This is a genomic window from Pseudomonas coronafaciens pv. oryzae str. 1_6 (assembly GCF_000156995.2).
GTDB lineage: Bacteria > Pseudomonadota > Gammaproteobacteria > Pseudomonadales > Pseudomonadaceae > Aquipseudomonas > Aquipseudomonas tremae.
This window is the reverse complement of sequence record NZ_CP046035.1, coordinates 864,444-879,887: the sequence shown is the minus strand read 5'-3', so window position 1 is coordinate 879,887 and position 15,444 is coordinate 864,444. Positions and strand designations below refer to the sequence as shown.

The 15,444-nt window shown below is 59.9% G+C and carries 14 protein-coding genes; 5 read left to right on the top strand and 9 right to left on the bottom strand.

Going from position 1 to position 15,444, the window contains the following annotated elements; translation table 11 throughout:
* Positions 1-44 precede the first annotated feature (44 nt).
* The 6 genes from POR16_RS03880 to POR16_RS03855 form a co-directional block, all read right to left on the bottom strand.
* Positions 45-212, bottom strand: coding sequence for a DUF2474 domain-containing protein (locus POR16_RS03880; RefSeq protein WP_005894301.1), 168 nt, complete (start codon positions 210-212; stop codon positions 45-47).
* 21 nt (positions 213-233) lie between these two features.
* Positions 234-1,241: a cytochrome d ubiquinol oxidase subunit II gene (gene cydB, locus POR16_RS03875; protein WP_005894303.1), complete on the bottom strand. Its 1,008-nt coding sequence runs from the start codon at positions 1,239-1,241 to the stop codon at positions 234-236.
* A 3-nt stretch (positions 1,242-1,244) separates the two neighbouring features.
* The gene (locus tag POR16_RS03870; protein WP_024671634.1) at positions 1,245-2,684 is read right to left on the bottom strand and encodes a cytochrome ubiquinol oxidase subunit I; all 1,440 of its coding nucleotides are present in this window, start codon (positions 2,682-2,684) and stop codon (positions 1,245-1,247) included.
* A gap of 500 nt (positions 2,685-3,184) precedes the next feature.
* Positions 3,185-5,386 (bottom strand): xanthine dehydrogenase family protein molybdopterin-binding subunit, encoded by a 2,202-nt coding sequence (locus POR16_RS03865; protein ID WP_005894306.1) that lies wholly within the window; start codon positions 5,384-5,386, stop codon positions 3,185-3,187.
* Complete coding sequence (locus POR16_RS03860; RefSeq protein WP_005894307.1) at positions 5,383-6,372, bottom strand: FAD binding domain-containing protein; 990 nt, start codon at positions 6,370-6,372, stop codon at positions 5,383-5,385. The genes POR16_RS03865 and POR16_RS03860 overlap by 4 nt, the downstream gene beginning before the upstream one ends.
* Positions 6,369-6,899 carry a (2Fe-2S)-binding protein gene (locus POR16_RS03855; RefSeq protein WP_024671635.1) on the bottom strand — a complete coding sequence of 177 codons (531 nt, stop codon included), beginning with the start codon at positions 6,897-6,899 and terminating at the stop codon, positions 6,369-6,371. Before POR16_RS03855 ends, POR16_RS03860 begins: the two co-directional genes overlap by 4 nt.
* Before the next feature lie 265 nt (positions 6,900-7,164).
* Between POR16_RS03855 and POR16_RS03850 the strand changes: the two genes are divergently transcribed.
* The 5 genes from POR16_RS03850 (at position 7,165) to POR16_RS03830 (ending at position 13,109) form a co-directional block, all read left to right on the top strand.
* Positions 7,165-8,460: an NCS2 family permease gene (locus POR16_RS03850; protein ID WP_005894309.1), complete on the top strand. Its 1,296-nt coding sequence runs from the start codon at positions 7,165-7,167 to the stop codon at positions 8,458-8,460.
* Positions 8,457-9,542, top strand: a complete 1,086-nt coding sequence (gene trmA, locus POR16_RS03845) for a tRNA (uridine(54)-C5)-methyltransferase TrmA (RefSeq protein ID WP_005894311.1) — start codon at positions 8,457-8,459, stop codon at positions 9,540-9,542. Before POR16_RS03850 ends, trmA begins: the two co-directional genes overlap by 4 nt.
* Before the next feature lie 231 nt (positions 9,543-9,773).
* Positions 9,774-11,060: an MFS transporter gene (locus POR16_RS03840; RefSeq protein WP_005894312.1), complete on the top strand. Its 1,287-nt coding sequence runs from the start codon at positions 9,774-9,776 to the stop codon at positions 11,058-11,060.
* 164 nt (positions 11,061-11,224) lie between these two features.
* Positions 11,225-12,115, top strand: coding sequence for a KPN_02809 family neutral zinc metallopeptidase (ypfJ, locus tag POR16_RS03835; RefSeq protein ID WP_005894313.1), 891 nt, complete (start codon positions 11,225-11,227; stop codon positions 12,113-12,115).
* Positions 12,116-12,119: 4 nt separating this feature from the next.
* Positions 12,120-13,109 carry a hypothetical protein gene (locus POR16_RS03830; RefSeq protein ID WP_005894314.1) on the top strand — a complete coding sequence of 330 codons (990 nt, stop codon included), beginning with the start codon at positions 12,120-12,122 and terminating at the stop codon, positions 13,107-13,109.
* Between the two features lie 153 nt (positions 13,110-13,262).
* Here POR16_RS03830 and POR16_RS03825 read toward each other — a convergent pair whose 3' ends face one another.
* From POR16_RS03825 to POR16_RS03815, 3 genes are all read right to left on the bottom strand, one after another.
* Positions 13,263-13,853 carry an HAD family hydrolase gene (locus POR16_RS03825; protein WP_005894315.1) on the bottom strand — a complete coding sequence of 197 codons (591 nt, stop codon included), beginning with the start codon at positions 13,851-13,853 and terminating at the stop codon, positions 13,263-13,265.
* Positions 13,850-14,719, bottom strand: coding sequence for an acyl-CoA thioesterase II (tesB, locus tag POR16_RS03820; RefSeq protein ID WP_005894317.1), 870 nt, complete (start codon positions 14,717-14,719; stop codon positions 13,850-13,852). Before tesB ends, POR16_RS03825 begins: the two co-directional genes overlap by 4 nt.
* 144 nt (positions 14,720-14,863) lie before the next feature.
* Positions 14,864-15,433: a GNAT family N-acetyltransferase gene (locus POR16_RS03815; RefSeq protein WP_005894318.1), complete on the bottom strand. Its 570-nt coding sequence runs from the start codon at positions 15,431-15,433 to the stop codon at positions 14,864-14,866.
* Positions 15,434-15,444: the final 11 nt, after the last annotated feature.

Genomic DNA, 15,444 nt, shown 5'->3' with positions numbered 1-15,444 from the left:
GTCGTAAACGTGCCCGGAAGGCACGAACGGGAATGCAGTGATGATCAGTGAGTCGTCAGGCCTGCAGCGCTCATGAACATGCGCATCAGGCTGGCGACGATGAACAGCGCAAACACACTGCCCGACCAGATCCCGACCAGCCAGGCCAGTCGTTGCCAGAGCGGTTTGCTCAGTGCCGGATCCGGATCGTGCATGGAATTTTTACCAGACATCGTCATTCTCCTCGGTTCGGGCTAGTGATAACCGTCTTCGGTCGTCACCTTGCCGCGGAACACGTAGTAGCTCCAGAAGGTGTAGCCCAGGATAAACGGAATGATGAACAGCGTGCCGACCAGCATGAAACCCTGGCTCTGTGGCGGCGCGGCGGCCTGCCAGATAGACACTGAAGGCGGAATGATATTCGGCCACAGGCTGATGCCCAGACCGCTATAGCCGAGAAAGATCAGCAACAGGGTCAGCAGAAACGGCGTGTAGTGGGCATTTCGCGCCACAGCCTTGAACAGCCCGTACATGGTCACCAACACCAGAATCGGCACCGGCATGAACCAGAACAGGTTAGGCATGCTGAACCAGCGATGCGCAATATCCGCATGCGCCAGCGGCGTCCACAGGCTGACCATGGCCATGACGGCAAGAACCGCCAGTGCCAGAGGGCGCGCCAGGTCATGCATGGCCTTCTGTAGCGGGCCTTCGGTCTTCATGATCAGCCAGGTGCAGCCCAGCAACGCATAGGCAACGATCAAGGCCAGGCCGCAGAACATCGGGAACGGCGAAAGCCAGTCCAGCGAGCCGCCTGCAAACTGACGATCGACCACCGGAATGCCTTCAATATAGGCACCCAGCGCCACACCCTGAAAGAAAGTCGCCGCGAGCGAGCCGCCAATGAAGGCCTTGTCCCACCAGTGACGCTTCAGCTCGGTCGCCTTGAAGCGGAACTCGAACGCCACGCCGCGGAATATCAGGCCCATGAGCATGAACATCAGCGGCAGATACAGCGCAGACAGAACCACAGAATAGGCCAGCGGAAACGCGCCAAACAGTGCAGCGCCGCCCAGTACCAGCCAGGTTTCGTTACCGTCCCAGACCGGCGCGACAGTGTTCATCATCACGTCGCGGTCGTGACTTTCCTTCATGAACGGGAAGAGAATCCCGATGCCCAGATCGAATCCGTCCATCACGACGTACATCATAATGCCGAAGACGATGATGATGGCCCAGATCAGCGGAAGATCGATGCCCATGGCTTAGTTCCCCTTGCCAAGATGGTCAATATTGTCGCCATCTTCTGCGCCTTCAACAGCGGCGGAGAGCGGACGGGCCGGTGTGCGTTTCTGGCCAGGACCACCGTCAGGTACGTGCTCGACGTAGGCTTTCGGCCCTTTGCGGACCAGCCGCATCATGTAGCCCAGACCTGTGCCGAACAGCACGAAGTACACGACCACGAACAACACCAGGGTGATGCTCATCTGCGCAACGCTGTGACCCGAAGAGGCATCTGCGGTACGCATCAGGCCGTAGACCACCCACGGCTGACGACCGATCTCGGTGGTGAACCAGCCCGCCAGGATCGCGATCAGGCCCGAAGGTCCCATCCACAGCGCCATGTACAGGAACGGACGCGAGTTATACAGGGTGCCGCGTTTGCGCAGCCAGAGGCTCCACAGGCCGGTGAAGATCATCAGCATGCCGAGTGCGACCATGACCCGGAACGACCAGAACACGATCGTCGAATTAGGGCGATCCTCGGGTTTGAATTCCTTGAGCGCAGGCACTTGCTTGTCGAGGCTGTGGGTCAGGATCAGGCTGCCCAGGTACGGGATTTCCACCGCGTACTTGGTACGCTCTTCCTTCATGTCGGGGATGCCGAACAGAATCAGCGGCGTGGGCTTGTCACCCTCGTTTTCCCAGTGGCCTTCGATTGCTGCGATTTTCGCGGGCTGATGCTCGAGCGTGTTCAGACCGTGGAAGTCACCGACCACTGCCTGAACAGGCGCCACCAGGAGGGCCATCCACATGGCCATCGAGAGCATCTTGCGTACCGCCGGTGTATCGCGGCCACGCAGCAGGTGCCAGGCGGCGGAAGAACCGACAAAGAACGCAGTTGCCACGAACGCAGCGATCGCCATGTGTGTCAGGCGATACGGGAACGACGGGTTGAAGATCACGGCGAACCAGTCAGTGGGGATAATCCGACCATCGATGATCTCGAACCCTTGCGGGGTCTGCATCCAGCTGTTGGACGACAGAATCCAGAAGGTGGAAATCAGCGTGCCGATGGCAACCATCACCGTGGAGAAAAAGTGCAGGTTGCGACCGACGCGATTCCAGCCGAACAGCATCACGCCGAGGAAACCGGCCTCCAGGAAGAAGGCGGTCAGCACCTCGTAGGTCAGCAGAGGGCCGGTAACAGCGCCGGCAAAATCAGAGAAGCGGCTCCAGTTGGTGCCGAATTGATAGGCCATGACCAGCCCGGACACTACGCCCATGCCGAAATTGACGGCAAATATCTTGGACCAGAAGTGGTACAGGTCACGGTAGACATCATCGCGGGTCTTCAGCCACAGGCCTTCGAGCACAGCCAGATAACTTGCCAGACCAATGGTGATGGCAGGAAACAGGATGTGAAACGAAATCGTGAATGCGAACTGAATTCGGGCGAGATCGATAGCCTCTAAACCGAACATAAAACGTTCCTCTCTCAGATGAAACCTGCTGCCGACAACAAGCCAACAGCGATTGCCCCCACGGTAATGAGTGCATTTGTTTCTTTTTATGCAGCGTTCTTGAACGAGCAAATGCTGGTCGATTGGTCATCCTGTGCCTTTAAGCAATGACGTAGATCAATCGACAATGAAAGAGTAGTCCTGTTCAGCCCTTTAAGCCGTGTGGTCTATTGTCGCGTGGCGGGATGTCTCACGTGGAGAGCGACGCTCCGCTTCTGTGGGAGCGGAGGGAGAGGAATTGTGTAGGAGCGGACTTGTCCGCGAACTGCCGGGAACCGGCAGCAGGAACGTGAACAGCATCAGGCACAAGCAATGTCGCCCGTTCAGAGCCGTTTAGCAGCCCGTCGCAGCCGTCGTAACCTCCTGAAGCCCCCACGCCCTCCGGGAAGAAGCCCTATCTGCGGGCCTCTCAAGACTCGCTTACAACGACGAGCATGGGCGTGGGAACGACAGCCGAAGAATTACAACAGCTTGTCCAGCGTGATCGGAAACTCGCGTATCCGCTTGCCGGTCGCGTGGTAGATGGCGTTGGCAATAGCTGCCGGTACTCCCACGATGCCGATTTCGCCGACGCCTTTGGAGCCCAGCGCATTGACGATCTCGTCATTTTCTTCGACAAACAGCACGTCGATGTCACCAATATCAGCGTTCACCGGGATGTGATACTCGGCAAGGCTGTGGTTCATCGGGCGGCCAAGGTCATGGTCAAGCATCGCTTCTTCATGCAGCGCCATGCCCATCCCCCAGACCACGCCACCCAGAATCTGGCTGCGTGCCATTTTCGGATTCACCACCCGGCCTGCTGCAACCGCGCTGACCACACGGTTCACCTTGACGGTGCCCAGATCTTCATCCACCAGCACTTCGACGAATACCGCCGAGTGCGTTGCCGCCGCGTAGGCTTCGCGCTTCTTGTCCGGCTCGGCGTCCACCTGCACTTCGATCGCGCCATTGGCCTGCGACGCTGCAAGCTCGGCCATCGACAGCACCTGATCACCCAGGTACAGCTTGCCTGCTTCAAAGCGAACCTGATCTGGCGTGGCAGAGGCGAACTGCGGATGCAGACCTTTGGCCACTTCCAGTACTTTACGCTGCAAGGCCTGACAGGCCTGCTGCACCGCTGTACCCACTGAAGACACGGTAAACGAGCCACCCTGCAACGGCGCGGTCGGCAACGACGAATCGCCCAGCAGGAAAGTGACCTTGTCTACATCGACACCCGCAGATTCGGCTGCGATCTGGGTCATGACAGTGTAAGTGCCTGTGCCGATATCGGTGGTGGCACTGCTAACCACCAGCGAACCGTCTGCTCCCAGACGCGCCTTGGCACTGGCTTTCATCTGCATGGCTTCCCAGACACCGCCTGCCATGCCCCAGCCCACCAGTTGGCGGCCCTGGCGCATGCTGCGTGGCTCAGGGTTGCGGCGTTCCCAGCCAAAACGCTCGGCGCCCTGGCTGTAGCATTCGCGCAACTCCTTGCTGGAATAAGGCTTGTCTTCGTTACCATTGCGTTCGGCATAGTTGGTCAGGCGCAGGCGTACCGGGTCGATCGCCAGCGCGCAGGCCAATTCATCCATCGCGCATTCCAGGCCGATCATGCCCAGTGCAGCGCCCGGCGCACGCATGTCCAGCGGCGTGAACACGTCCAGCGGCACCAGCTTGTAAGTCAGTTGCACGTTGTCACACTGATAGAGCATGCCGCTCCATTCCACGACGTGCTCGCTGAAATCCTCGAAACGCGAGGTCTGGCCGATGGCTTCGTGGCCCACAGCCAGCAGGCGGCCATTGGCAGCAGCACCCAGGCGCAGACGCTGAACAGTGCGTGGGCGGTAACCAAAGGTGAACATCTGCTGGCGAGTCAACGTCAGGCGTACCGAACGCTTCAAGTGCAGCGCAGCCATCACCGCCAATGGCAGTTGATACTGCGGTCGCAAGCCGGAACCGAATGCACCGCCGACAAAGGCAGCCAACACACGAATCTTGTCCTTTTCCAGACCGAAGACCTTGTGCAGGTAGTCCTGACAGTTCTGCGTACCTTGGGTCTTGTCGTGGATCTGCAAACTGCCGTCTGCCTGATACAGAACCGTCGAAGCGTGCGGTTCCATCGGGTTGTGGTATTCGCTTGGCGTGCTGTATGTCACATCGACACTCAGCGCAGAACTTGCCAGCTCACCCTCGAAGTTGCCACGCGGCGGCGGCAGTTCGGCAGGTGCGTCGTACGCGGTATCCAGCATGGCCTGCAGATCGGTCTGGTGGCTGGCCTGTTCGTAATCGATGCGTACCAGCGAACCAGCGTGTCGCGCCAGCTCCTGGGTGTCGGCCACAACCAGCGCCAACGGCTGACCGCTGTACAACACTTTATCGTTGTACAGCGGACGGAATGGCGAGCCGTCTGCCGAGTCAGCGTCTTCATAGTTCTCGTCATAGCTGGCCAGCGAAGGACGATTGGTGTGATCAATTACCGCAACTACACCCGGCACTTTCATGGCTTCGCTGATATCGATGCTGACCACGCGACCGCTGGCGATGGTGCTGGAGACCACACTGCCGAACAGCAGGCCTTCTTCAGGGTACTCGCCGGCATAACGTGCGCCGCCGGTTACTTTCAGACGACCGTCGACGCGGTCCACGGGTTTGCCCATTGGCGAAAATGGCTGGTTCATTGGGCGCTCCCTCCTGTTGCGGCGTCGCTCAAGGCACGAATGATCGCGCGGCGGGCCAATCGAACTTTGAAACCGTTGTGCGCAAGCGGCTGCGCGTCTTCCAGCATGGCGTCAGCCACTGCTGCGAAGTTTTCGCGAGTCACGGGCTTTCCGACCAGCAGGCTCTCGACAGCTTTGTCACGCCACGGCTTGTGCGCGACGCCGCCCAAGGCAATGCGCACGTCGCGCACCACGCCATTGTCGAGTTCCAGCGCGGCTGCAACCGACACCAGTGCAAAGGCGTAGGACTGACGGTCACGAACCTTGACGTAGGCGCTGTTGCTGACAAAGCGCGCCGCTGGCAATTCGACGGCAGTGATCAACTCGTCGTCTGCCAGTTGGTTGTCACGCTGCGGCGCATCACCAGGCAGGCGATGGAAGTCTGCAAACTCGATGGTGCGTTTGCCGGCGCGGCCTTCAACATGCACAACGGCCTCGAGCGCAGCCAGGGCTACGCACATGTCAGACGGGTGAGTCGCCACACAGGCATCACTGGCACCGAGAATCGCGTGAATGCGGTTCAGGCCATCGCGGGCCGGGCAACCGGTGCCGGGCTCGCGCTTGTTGCAGGGCACGCCGGTGTCGTAGAAGTAATAGCAACGGGTGCGCTGCAACAGATTGCCGCCGGTGCTGGCCATGTTACGAAGCTGCGGCGATGCACCTGCCAGTACAGCCTGACTCAACAGCGGATAATGCTGCTCGATCAAGGGGTGATAGGCCAGATCGGCGTTGCTGACCAGCGCCCCGATCATCAGCCCGCCAGACGCGGTCTCGCTGACTTCACGCAATGGCAGGCCGGTGATATCGATCAAATGCTCAGGCCTGGCAACGTTTTCCTTCATCAGGTCCAGCAGGTTGGTGCCGCCCGCGATAAACCGTGTGGCCGGCCCGCTCAGATTGACCGCTGCACTGACGTCGGTCGGCTTGCTGTAGGTGAACGGGTTCATGCGTTCACCTCCGGCTTGGCTGCGGCATTGTGAAACTGTGGCAGCGCTTCTTCGACGGCAGCAATGATGTTGCTGTAAGCACCGCAGCGGCACAGGTTACCGCTCATCAGCTCCTGAATTTCGGCGCGGGTGCTGGCACGACCTTCATTGGCGAGGCCCACCGCCGAGCAGATCTGCCCAGGGGTGCAATAGCCACACTGAAAGGCGTCATGCTTGATAAACGCTTGCTGCATTGGATGCAGTTGCTCACCGTCGGCCAGGCCTTCGATGGTGGTCAGCTCAGCGCCGTCGCACATGATCGCCAGCGTCAGGCAGGCATTGATGCGCGTACCATCACGCAGCACGGTACATGCGCCACACTGGCCGTGGTCGCAGCCTTTCTTGGTACCGACCAGGTCGAGCTGATCTCGCAGCAGATCAAGCAGCGTGGTCCAGGGCAGCACATCAAGCTGACGGAGCTGCCCATTCAGGGTCAGGGAAATCGCGTGGGTAGCGAAATCCTGGGGGTTCGGGGTCGTTGCACTCATGGAAACCTCACGGTAGGCGGTCGCTTGGCGCACTTTTTATGCGTCTTAAGGGGTGGGACTTCGCGAGGTTTGCAACGTTCAGGCTTTCTGGATGAGCGTACTTATCGTCGAAAGACCGTCATCCGCAGGCAGCCATCCCGACAAGCTGCTGGTATGATGCGCGGCTTTTTCCGACCCGCAAAAATCGAGCGGGCTGCCCTGCAGTCTGTGCTTTGCTGTTGGAGTCGATCATTCACGACGCACGCCGCGTCACGGAGAGCCAGACATGCTGGAAAGGCTGTTTCAACTCAGGGCACACAACACCAACGTGCGAACCGAGATTCTTGCGGGCGTCACGACTTTCCTGGCGATGGCTTACATCCTGTTCGTCAACCCGAGCATCCTCGGCGAGACCGGCATGGACAAGGGCGCCGTGTTCGTCGCCACCTGTCTGGCGGCAGCCATCGGTTCGACCGTAATGGGCCTGATCGCCAACTACCCGATTGCCCTGGCACCGGGCATGGGCCTGAACGCCTTCTTTACCTACACCGTCGTTCTGCACATGGGCCATAGCTGGCAGGTGGCGCTGGGTGCAGTGTTCATTTCCGCTGTGATGTTCTTCATCCTGTCGATCTTCCGCATCCGCGAATGGATCATCAACAGCATCCCCCTGCCCTTGCGCTCGGCGATTGCCGCCGGTATCGGCCTGTTTCTGGCACTGATTGCCCTGCACAACGCAGGCATCGTGGTCAGCAACCCGGCCACCATGATCGGCATGGGTGATCTCAAGCAGCCTGCTCCGGTGCTTGCCACCCTGGGCTTCTTTCTGATCGTTGCGCTGGACCACCTCAAAGTGCGTGGCGCCGTGCTGATCGGCATTCTGGCGGTCACTCTGGTTTCCATCGCACTGGGCTTCACGCCCTTCGGCGGCGTTGTGTCGATGCCGCCTTCACTCGCACCGACTTTCATGCAACTGGACATTATGGGCGCGCTGGATGTAGGTCTGGTCAGCATCATCTTTGCGTTCCTGTTCGTCGATATCTTCGACAACTCCGGCACCCTGATAGGCGTGGCCAAGCGCGCCGGGTTGATGGGCAAAGACGGGCACATGCCGAAAATGGGCCGTGCACTTATCGCCGACAGTACCGCTGCAATGGCAGGCTCGCTGCTGGGCACCTCGACCACCACCAGCTACATCGAGTCGGCTGCGGGCGTGAGTGCTGGTGGCCGTACCGGCCTGACGGCGGTCGTTGTCGCCGTGCTGTTCCTGTTGGCACTGTTCTTTGCGCCACTGGCGAGCAGCGTGCCAGCCTTCGCGACGGCCCCGGCTCTGCTGTTCGTGGCAGTACTGATGGCTTCGGGCATGGCTGAAATCGACTGGGATGACATCACCGTGGCAGCACCTGTGGTGATCACGGCCCTGGCGATGCCATTCACCTATTCCATCGCCAACGGCATTGCTTTTGGCTTTATTTCCTGGACCGCGATCAAGCTGCTGTCGGGACGCTGGCGCGAGCTGAATTCGGCGCTGGTGATCCTGTCGATTCTGTTCGTGATCAAGCTGGGCTGGTTCAACGCATGAGTGTTTCCTTCGACCCTGCGAGCTACGACCGTCAGCTCGAAGAAAAAACCGTCCGCCTGCGCGAGCTGCTGGCACCGTTCGATGCGCCCGAGCCGCAGGTGTTCGATTCGCCACGCGAGCATTACCGGCTGCGCGCCGAGTTCCGCCTGTGGCGTGAAGATCAGAAACGCTATTACGCGATGTTCGCGCCGGGCGACAACAAGACGCCGATCCTGCTCGAAGGCTTGCCGATTGCCAGCGAGCGCATCAACGCACTGATGCCAGTGCTGCGTGAACGCTGGGAAGCCAGCCTGACGCTGAACCACAAGCTGTTTCAGGTGGACTTCCTGACCACTCTGGCCGGCGACGCGATGATCACCCTGTGCTATCACCGCCCGCTGGACGATCAATGGATGGCTGAAGCCGAGACGCTGGCAAAAGAGCTGGACGTGAGTGTTATTGGCCGCTCCAAGGGTCAGAAACTGATCATCGGTCACGACTACGTCACTGAAAAGCTCGACGTCGCGGGCCGCACCTTCAGCTATCGCCAGCCGGAAGGTGCGTTCACCCAGCCTAACGGCACCGTGAACGGCAAGATGCTCAACTGGGCCTTCGATGCACTGGGCGAGCGGGAAGATGATCTGCTGGAGCTGTATTGCGGCAACGGCAACTTCACCTTGCCACTCGCAACCCGCGTGCGCAAAGTGCTGGCGACCGAAATCAGCAAGACCTCGGTCAACGCCGCTCTGAGCAACCTGGATGACAACGGCGTCGACAACGTCACGCTGGTGCGCTTGTCAGCAGAGGAACTGACCGAGGCATTGAACGAAGTGCGCCCGTTCCGTCGTCTGAAGGGCGTGGACCTGAAAAGCTACGATTTCGGCAGCGTCTTCGTCGACCCGCCCCGCGCCGGCATGGACGCAGACACCTGCGAGCTGACCCGCCGCTTCGAACGCATCCTGTACATCTCTTGCAACCCGGAAACCCTGGCCGCCAACATCGCCCAGTTGCACGACACACACCGGGTCGAACGCTGCGCCCTGTTCGATCAATTTCCGTATACCCACCATATGGAATCGGGGGTATTGCTGGTTCGGCGCTGAGGCACCTTTGACTGTCCGTAAGAACACTATCGTGCCCATGCTCCAGCGTGGGCATGCCGCTCCGGATGCTTCGCGTCCGATCTTGACTACGCAGCGCAAGTTTGTGGCATGACAGCGTCGCGCAGAGCCGAATCAGTGAATCGCGAAACTGTCAGATTATTTATTAGCTTCCTATCGATACGCTGAGGTATAAACCGAAAAGTGAATTAGCCGCTTCGATGGGATCCAGTCTTGAGCTCCGAGTCCTCCACGCCTTCTGCCCCGGCCAAGCTGTCCAGCCAGCCCGGTTTCATCAGTTTTATCCTGTCACGCCTGATGGCGGTGTTTGCCATGCAGATTCAGGCGGTGGTCGTCGCATGGCAGGTTTATGACATGACCCGCGAGCCGATGGCGCTTGCGTATGTCGGCCTGGCTCAGTTCATCCCCATGTTGCTACTGTTGATGCCCGCCGGAGATCTGATCGACCGTTACAACCGCAAAGTCATCCTGATGATCAGCTGGAGCGTGCAAGCGGTCTGCGGTGTCATTCTCTTCGTGTTCTCGGCGCTCAAACTGCAAGACCTGCGGCTTATCTATGGCGCGCTGATGCTCTACGGCTGCGCCCGCGCCTTCACAGGCCCGGCTCTGCAAAGCCTGCTGCCGCAAATCGTCCCGCGAGACCAGTTGCCCTCGGCCATCGCCACCAACAGCGTGATCATGCGCTGCTCGACCGTTGGCGGTCCGTTGATAGGCGGCTACCTCTACTGGCTGGGCGGTGCCGAACTGACCTATTCAGTGTGTGTCGCGGCGTTCATCGCAGGCGTTCTGTTGCTGGCTCCGGTTGCCACGCCCTTTGCCGGCAAGCCGATGGAGCTGGGTTCAAGTGCATGGGGACGATTCACCGCGGGCATCGCCTTCATCCGCTCGCGGCCGATTATTCTTGGCACCATTTCGCTGGACCTGTTCGCCGTGCTGCTGGGCGGCGTGGTGGCCTTGCTGCCGATCTACGCCCATGAAGTGCTGAACCTCGGGCCGCAGGGGCTGGGCATGCTGCGTGCGTCAATGAGCCTGGGCGAGCTGGGGGTCGGCATTTACCTAAGCATGCGCCCGCTACAGCGCAATGTCGGCATGACGATGTTTCTCGCTGTCGGGCTGTTCGGTGTGGCGAACCTGGTGTTTGCCCTGTCCACGCTGTTCTGGCTGTCATGCCTGGCGCTGCTGGTCGCGGGCGCAGCGGACATGGTCAGCGTATTCATTCGCTCGGCGCTGGTGCAGTTCTCGACCCCCGACAACATGCGCGGGCGGGTCAACGCAGTAAACATGCTGTTCATCGGCTCCTCCAATGAATTGGGCGAATTCCGGGCTGGCACCAGTGCCTCGCTGATAGGCGCGATTCCCGCTGCGATCATGGGCGGCGTGTGCACGCTGGGCGTGGTCGGCGCCTGGATGACGTGCTTCAAATCACTGCGTCAGGTCGATCGCTTTGCCGATGCCTCACCTCCAGACTTGCAAACGGCGCAGCCCGTAAAACAGGCCTGACCGCAGCAGGCATCCGGAAAACACAAACGCCGCCTTAACCGGGCAGAACCAATCTGCCCGCCATACCTCTATACTCTCGCATTCTGCACAGCGCTGGTCGGACCGCCGCAATGGTCAGACCTATCAGCAGCAACACTCATTGCAAGAAAAAAGAGGGATCCGACATGCTCTGGAAAAAAGGCCGACGTAGCGACAACGTAGTCGATGCTCGCGATGGCGGCAGCAGTGGGGGTGGCGGAGGCATGCGCATCGGCGGCAAAGGGCTGGGTATCGGCGGTATCGTGATCATTGTCGCGATCGGCCTGCTGACCGGTCAGGACCCGATGCAGATTCTTGGCCAGTTGACCGGCCAGAGCACCGAGCAAAGCGCACCACCCACTGCCCAGACGCGTGAGGCGCCGCCGGCCAATGACCAGCAGGCCGAGTTCGTGCGCAGTATTCTGGGAGACACCGAAGACACCTGGCGTGCAGTGTTCGCGCAAAGCGGTCGCGAGTACAAGGACCCGACACTGGTGCTGTTCAGCGGCCAGGTGAACTCCGCCTGCGGTCGCGCCACCTCGGCAACCGGGCCGTTCTACTGCCCTGCGGACCAGCAGGTCTATCTGGACATGGACTTCTTCCGAGAAATGTCCCAGCGCTTCTCCGCCGCCGGGGACTTTGCCCAGGCTTACGTGATCGCACATGAAGTCGGCCACCACGTGCAGACGTTGCTGGGCATTTCAGCAAAAGTCGACAAGGCTCGTCAGGCCGGTCAAAAAATGGAAGGCAACAACGGTTTGCTGGTGCGTCAGGAGCTTCAAGCCGATTGTTTTGCAGGCGTTTGGGCCTACAACGCACAAAATCGTTTGAACTGGCTCGAGCCGGGTGATATTGAAGAGGCATTGAATGCGGCGAACGCCATCGGCGATGACCGCTTGCAGCAGCAGAGCAGTGGCCGGGTCGCTCCAGACTCCTTCACTCACGGGACTTCTGCACAGCGTGTACGCTGGTTCAAGACCGGCTTCTCCCAAGGCCAAATCAATCAATGCGACACGTTCGCCGCCAAGAGTCTCTGAGCACATGATTAAACCGCTTCTGGTCCTGTTATTGAGTACCGCCTTCGTGAGCCTTGGGGCGCATGCCGAGGATCAAGCGGTCAATTCAATCAGCCCGGATCGCCTGGCGATCAATGGCGCCGAGGCGACACTCGGGCTGAGCCAGGAGTGGGTACACCCCAAACCGAAGATCGAGCGTGTGGTGATCGTCCTGCACGGTCGCCTGCGCAACGCGCAAACGTACCTGCGCAGCATCGAACGTGCTGCCAACCAGTCCAGAGAGCGCAGCAAGACCCTGCTGATCGCGCCGCAATTTCTGGATGAGAAAGACATAGTCGCCCATCACCTGCCTGAGTCGATCCTGCGCTGGCGGCAGAACAGCTGGATGGAGGGCGCAACGGCCAGTAATCCCAAGCCGGTCAGTTCGTTTCTGGTGCTGGACCACATCCTCAAGCGCCTGAGCGACAGCAAACTGTTCCCCAACCTGAAAGAAATCGTCATCGCCGGGCATTCCGGAGGGGCGCAGGTGGTGCAGCGATACGCAATGATCGGTGGCAAGGAAGACGCCCTGCTGCACCGCGAAGGCGTGAAACTGCGCTATGTGATTGCCAACCCGTCGTCCTACGCCTATTTCGATGCAGAACGACCAGAGCCGGTGACCGCGCAAAGCTGCCCGAACTTCAACGACTGGAAATACGGCTTGAACAAGATGCCGTTCTATTCGGGCAAGGAAACGCCGGCTGACATCGAAAAGAACTACGTGAAGCGCGACATCACTTACCTGATGGGTGAGCTGGACACCGACCGTAACCACCCGGCACTGGACAAGACCTGCGCTGCAGAAGCCCAGGGCCCTTACCGTTTGATCCGCGGACAGAACTACTTCAACTACTTGCAGAAGCGCCATCCGGAAGGGCTGAATCAGCGCTTGGTGATCGTGCCGAAAGTCGGCCACAACGGTGACGGGATCTTCACCTCGCCGGAAGGTCAGGCGGTGCTGTTCAAGCCGTTTTGAGTGGTATGGATATCGTCCCCATGCTCCGCGTGGGGACGCATTTCTGGACGCTCTGCGTCCAATCTTGAGTGTGCGATGCTGCTCAGCTTTGTGAAGTGGGAGCGTCAACCGGTGCATGCCAACGAACAGCATTGGCATGGGAGCCCGTTCAGATCACCCCAACATCCCGCGCAGCGCCTTGCAATCCACCGCGTGCCAGTCGGTCAGTTCCGGCCAGGGATTATCCGGCAGGTTGACCAGGATGGTTTTCGCCCCTGCGGCACGCCCGCAGCTCAGGTCGTGCAGGTAATCACCGATCATGACCATTCGTTGCGGCTCGACTTCCCAGGCACCCGCCAGCTTCAGCAAGCCTGCAGGGGCCGGTTTGGGCGTGGCTTCGTCGCGGCCCAGCACGTCTTCGATGGCAAAGCAGTCAGCCAGGCCGATGGCCTTCAAGGTGATATACGCCAGCTCTTGAGCGTTACGGGTCAGTATCCCCAGCCGATAACCGCGCGCTGACAATTCTCGAACCAGCTCGACCGCGCCGTCGGCAGGCAGCGAACCCAACGCAAGCTCACGCTCGTGCTCCAGCAGCCAGGCATGCTTGGCCGCCGACTCCTCAGCTGGCAACGCGGCAAGATGGCCAAGAATGTCGTGATCCTGCGGGATATCCAGCTCACGCTTGATCGCTGCAAAGTCATGCACAGGGACAGTCAACGTGCCGTCCATGTCAAAGACCCAATGCCGTATGCCGTCGAGTGTCATGCCCAGTCCTCGCGATGGCGGATCAGCCCTTCCTGACTGACCGATGCGACCAGTTGCCCGGCGCGGTTGAAGATACTGCCCCGCGAGAAGCCACGGGAATTGCCTGCCCACGGGCTGTCCATTGCATACAGCAGCCAGTCATCGGCACGCAGGTCGTTATGAAACCACAGCGAATGATCGAGGCTGGCAACCTGCATGTCACGCTGCCAGACGGTCTTGCCGTGGGGCAGCAGCGACGTGGTCAGCAAGTTGAAGTCCGAAGCGTAAGCCAGCATGTAGCGATGCAACGCCTGTATATCCTGCAAACTGCCATCAGCGCGGAACCACACGTACTTGATCGGCTCGCCAGGCTTGGGATCATACGGATCCTCAGCCGTCACCGGGCGAAACTGAATCGGCTTGGGACGCAGAAACTTGTCATGCGCCGCTTCCGGAATCAGGTGCGCGCGACGCGTCAACAGCTCAAGTTCGGAGGGCAGGTTTTCCGGGCCGACGATTTCCGGCATCGTGGCCTGATGTTCGAAGCCTTCTTCGTCGTACTGAAACGAGGCGCTGCACGTGAAGATCGGCTTGCCCTTCTGGATCGCCGTGACGCGACGGGTGCTGAAGCTGCCGCCATCCCGCACGCGGTCAACCTGGTAGACCACAGGCAGAGCAGCATCGCCGGGACGCAAAAAATAGCCATGTAGCGAATGGACGTGCCGAGCCTCCTCGACGGTCTGACTGGCAGCAGAGAGCGACTGGCCCAGCACCTGACCACCAAAGAGCTGGCGAAAGCCCAAGTCCTGACTGCGTCCGCGAAACAGGTTTTCTTCAATGGGTTCCAGCGTCAGCAGTTCAACCAGATCATCCAGCACTTGACTCATTCTCACTCCTGGCGCACATCAAGGCAGGCCCCGCAAGGCAGCTATGGCCGATGTGGTGTGTGGCAAGCCCTTTGGCCCGCAGCATTTAAATGGAATGATACAGATTTTAAGAGGATGAGCCGACGTGCAACTTGATCGGCCCGATCAAGGCTTCAAAGTCTTGAGCCACTGCGCCTGGCTGACCCGGTAAAGCACATGCGGCTTGAGCGGATGGCCGTCCGGCAAGCCGGGGTGCTCGAAACTGCCGGATTCATCCTGTTGCATACCGATCGCCTGCATCACTTTTTGCGAAGGCTCATTGTTGACGGCCGTGAACGACACGATTTCTTTCAGCTTCAAGCGTTCGAAGCCACACCCCAGTGCAGTCCAGGCAGCTTCACTGGCAAACCCAAGGCCCCAATGTTCACGCGCCAGCCGCCAGCCGATTTCGATCGCAGGCGTGAAAGGCGCCTTGAAACCCACCACATGCAACCCGGTGAAACCGATGAACTCGCCCGTGTCCTTGCGCTCGAGCGCCCAGAACCCGAAACCCAGTTCGGCAAAATGCCCACGCAGGCGGCCGATCATGGCCGCACTTTCAAGGCGACTCAGGGGCTCGGGAAAATAGCGCATGACTTGCGGGTCCATACAAAGGGCGGCGAACGCAGGCAGGTCGTCGTCACGCCACTGACGCAACAGCAGTCGGGCGCTCTCCAGCTTGAGTATCGGTTCCATCGATTTCCCCG

Bases quoted from the DNA above. Each gene is read 5' to 3' on its own strand.
- ypfJ (WP_005894313.1), top strand. From the start codon at position 11,225: ATGCTCTGGAAAAAAGGCCGACGTAGCGACAACGTAGTCGATGCTCGC.
- tesB (WP_005894317.1), bottom strand. From the start codon at position 14,719: ATGAGTCAAGTGCTGGATGATCTGGTTGAACTGCTGACGCTGGAACCC.
- POR16_RS03860 (WP_005894307.1), bottom strand. From the start codon at position 6,372: ATGAACCCGTTCACCTACAGCAAGCCGACCGACGTCAGTGCAGCGGTC.
- POR16_RS03865 (WP_005894306.1), bottom strand. From the start codon at position 5,386: ATGAACCAGCCATTTTCGCCAATGGGCAAACCCGTGGACCGCGTCGAC.
- POR16_RS03815 (WP_005894318.1), bottom strand. From the start codon at position 15,433: ATGGAACCGATACTCAAGCTGGAGAGCGCCCGACTGCTGTTGCGTCAG.
- POR16_RS03870 (WP_024671634.1), bottom strand. From the start codon at position 2,684: ATGTTCGGTTTAGAGGCTATCGATCTCGCCCGAATTCAGTTCGCATTC.
- trmA (WP_005894311.1), top strand. From the start codon at position 8,457: ATGAGTGTTTCCTTCGACCCTGCGAGCTACGACCGTCAGCTCGAAGAA.
- POR16_RS03825 (WP_005894315.1), bottom strand. From the start codon at position 13,853: ATGACACTCGACGGCATACGGCATTGGGTCTTTGACATGGACGGCACG.
- POR16_RS03830 (WP_005894314.1), top strand. From the start codon at position 12,120: ATGATTAAACCGCTTCTGGTCCTGTTATTGAGTACCGCCTTCGTGAGC.
- POR16_RS03880 (WP_005894301.1), bottom strand. From the start codon at position 212: ATGTCTGGTAAAAATTCCATGCACGATCCGGATCCGGCACTGAGCAAA.
- POR16_RS03855 (WP_024671635.1), bottom strand. From the start codon at position 6,899: ATGAGTGCAACGACCCCGAACCCCCAGGATTTCGCTACCCACGCGATT.
- cydB (WP_005894303.1), bottom strand. From the start codon at position 1,241: ATGGGCATCGATCTTCCGCTGATCTGGGCCATCATCATCGTCTTCGGC.
- POR16_RS03850 (WP_005894309.1), top strand. From the start codon at position 7,165: ATGCTGGAAAGGCTGTTTCAACTCAGGGCACACAACACCAACGTGCGA.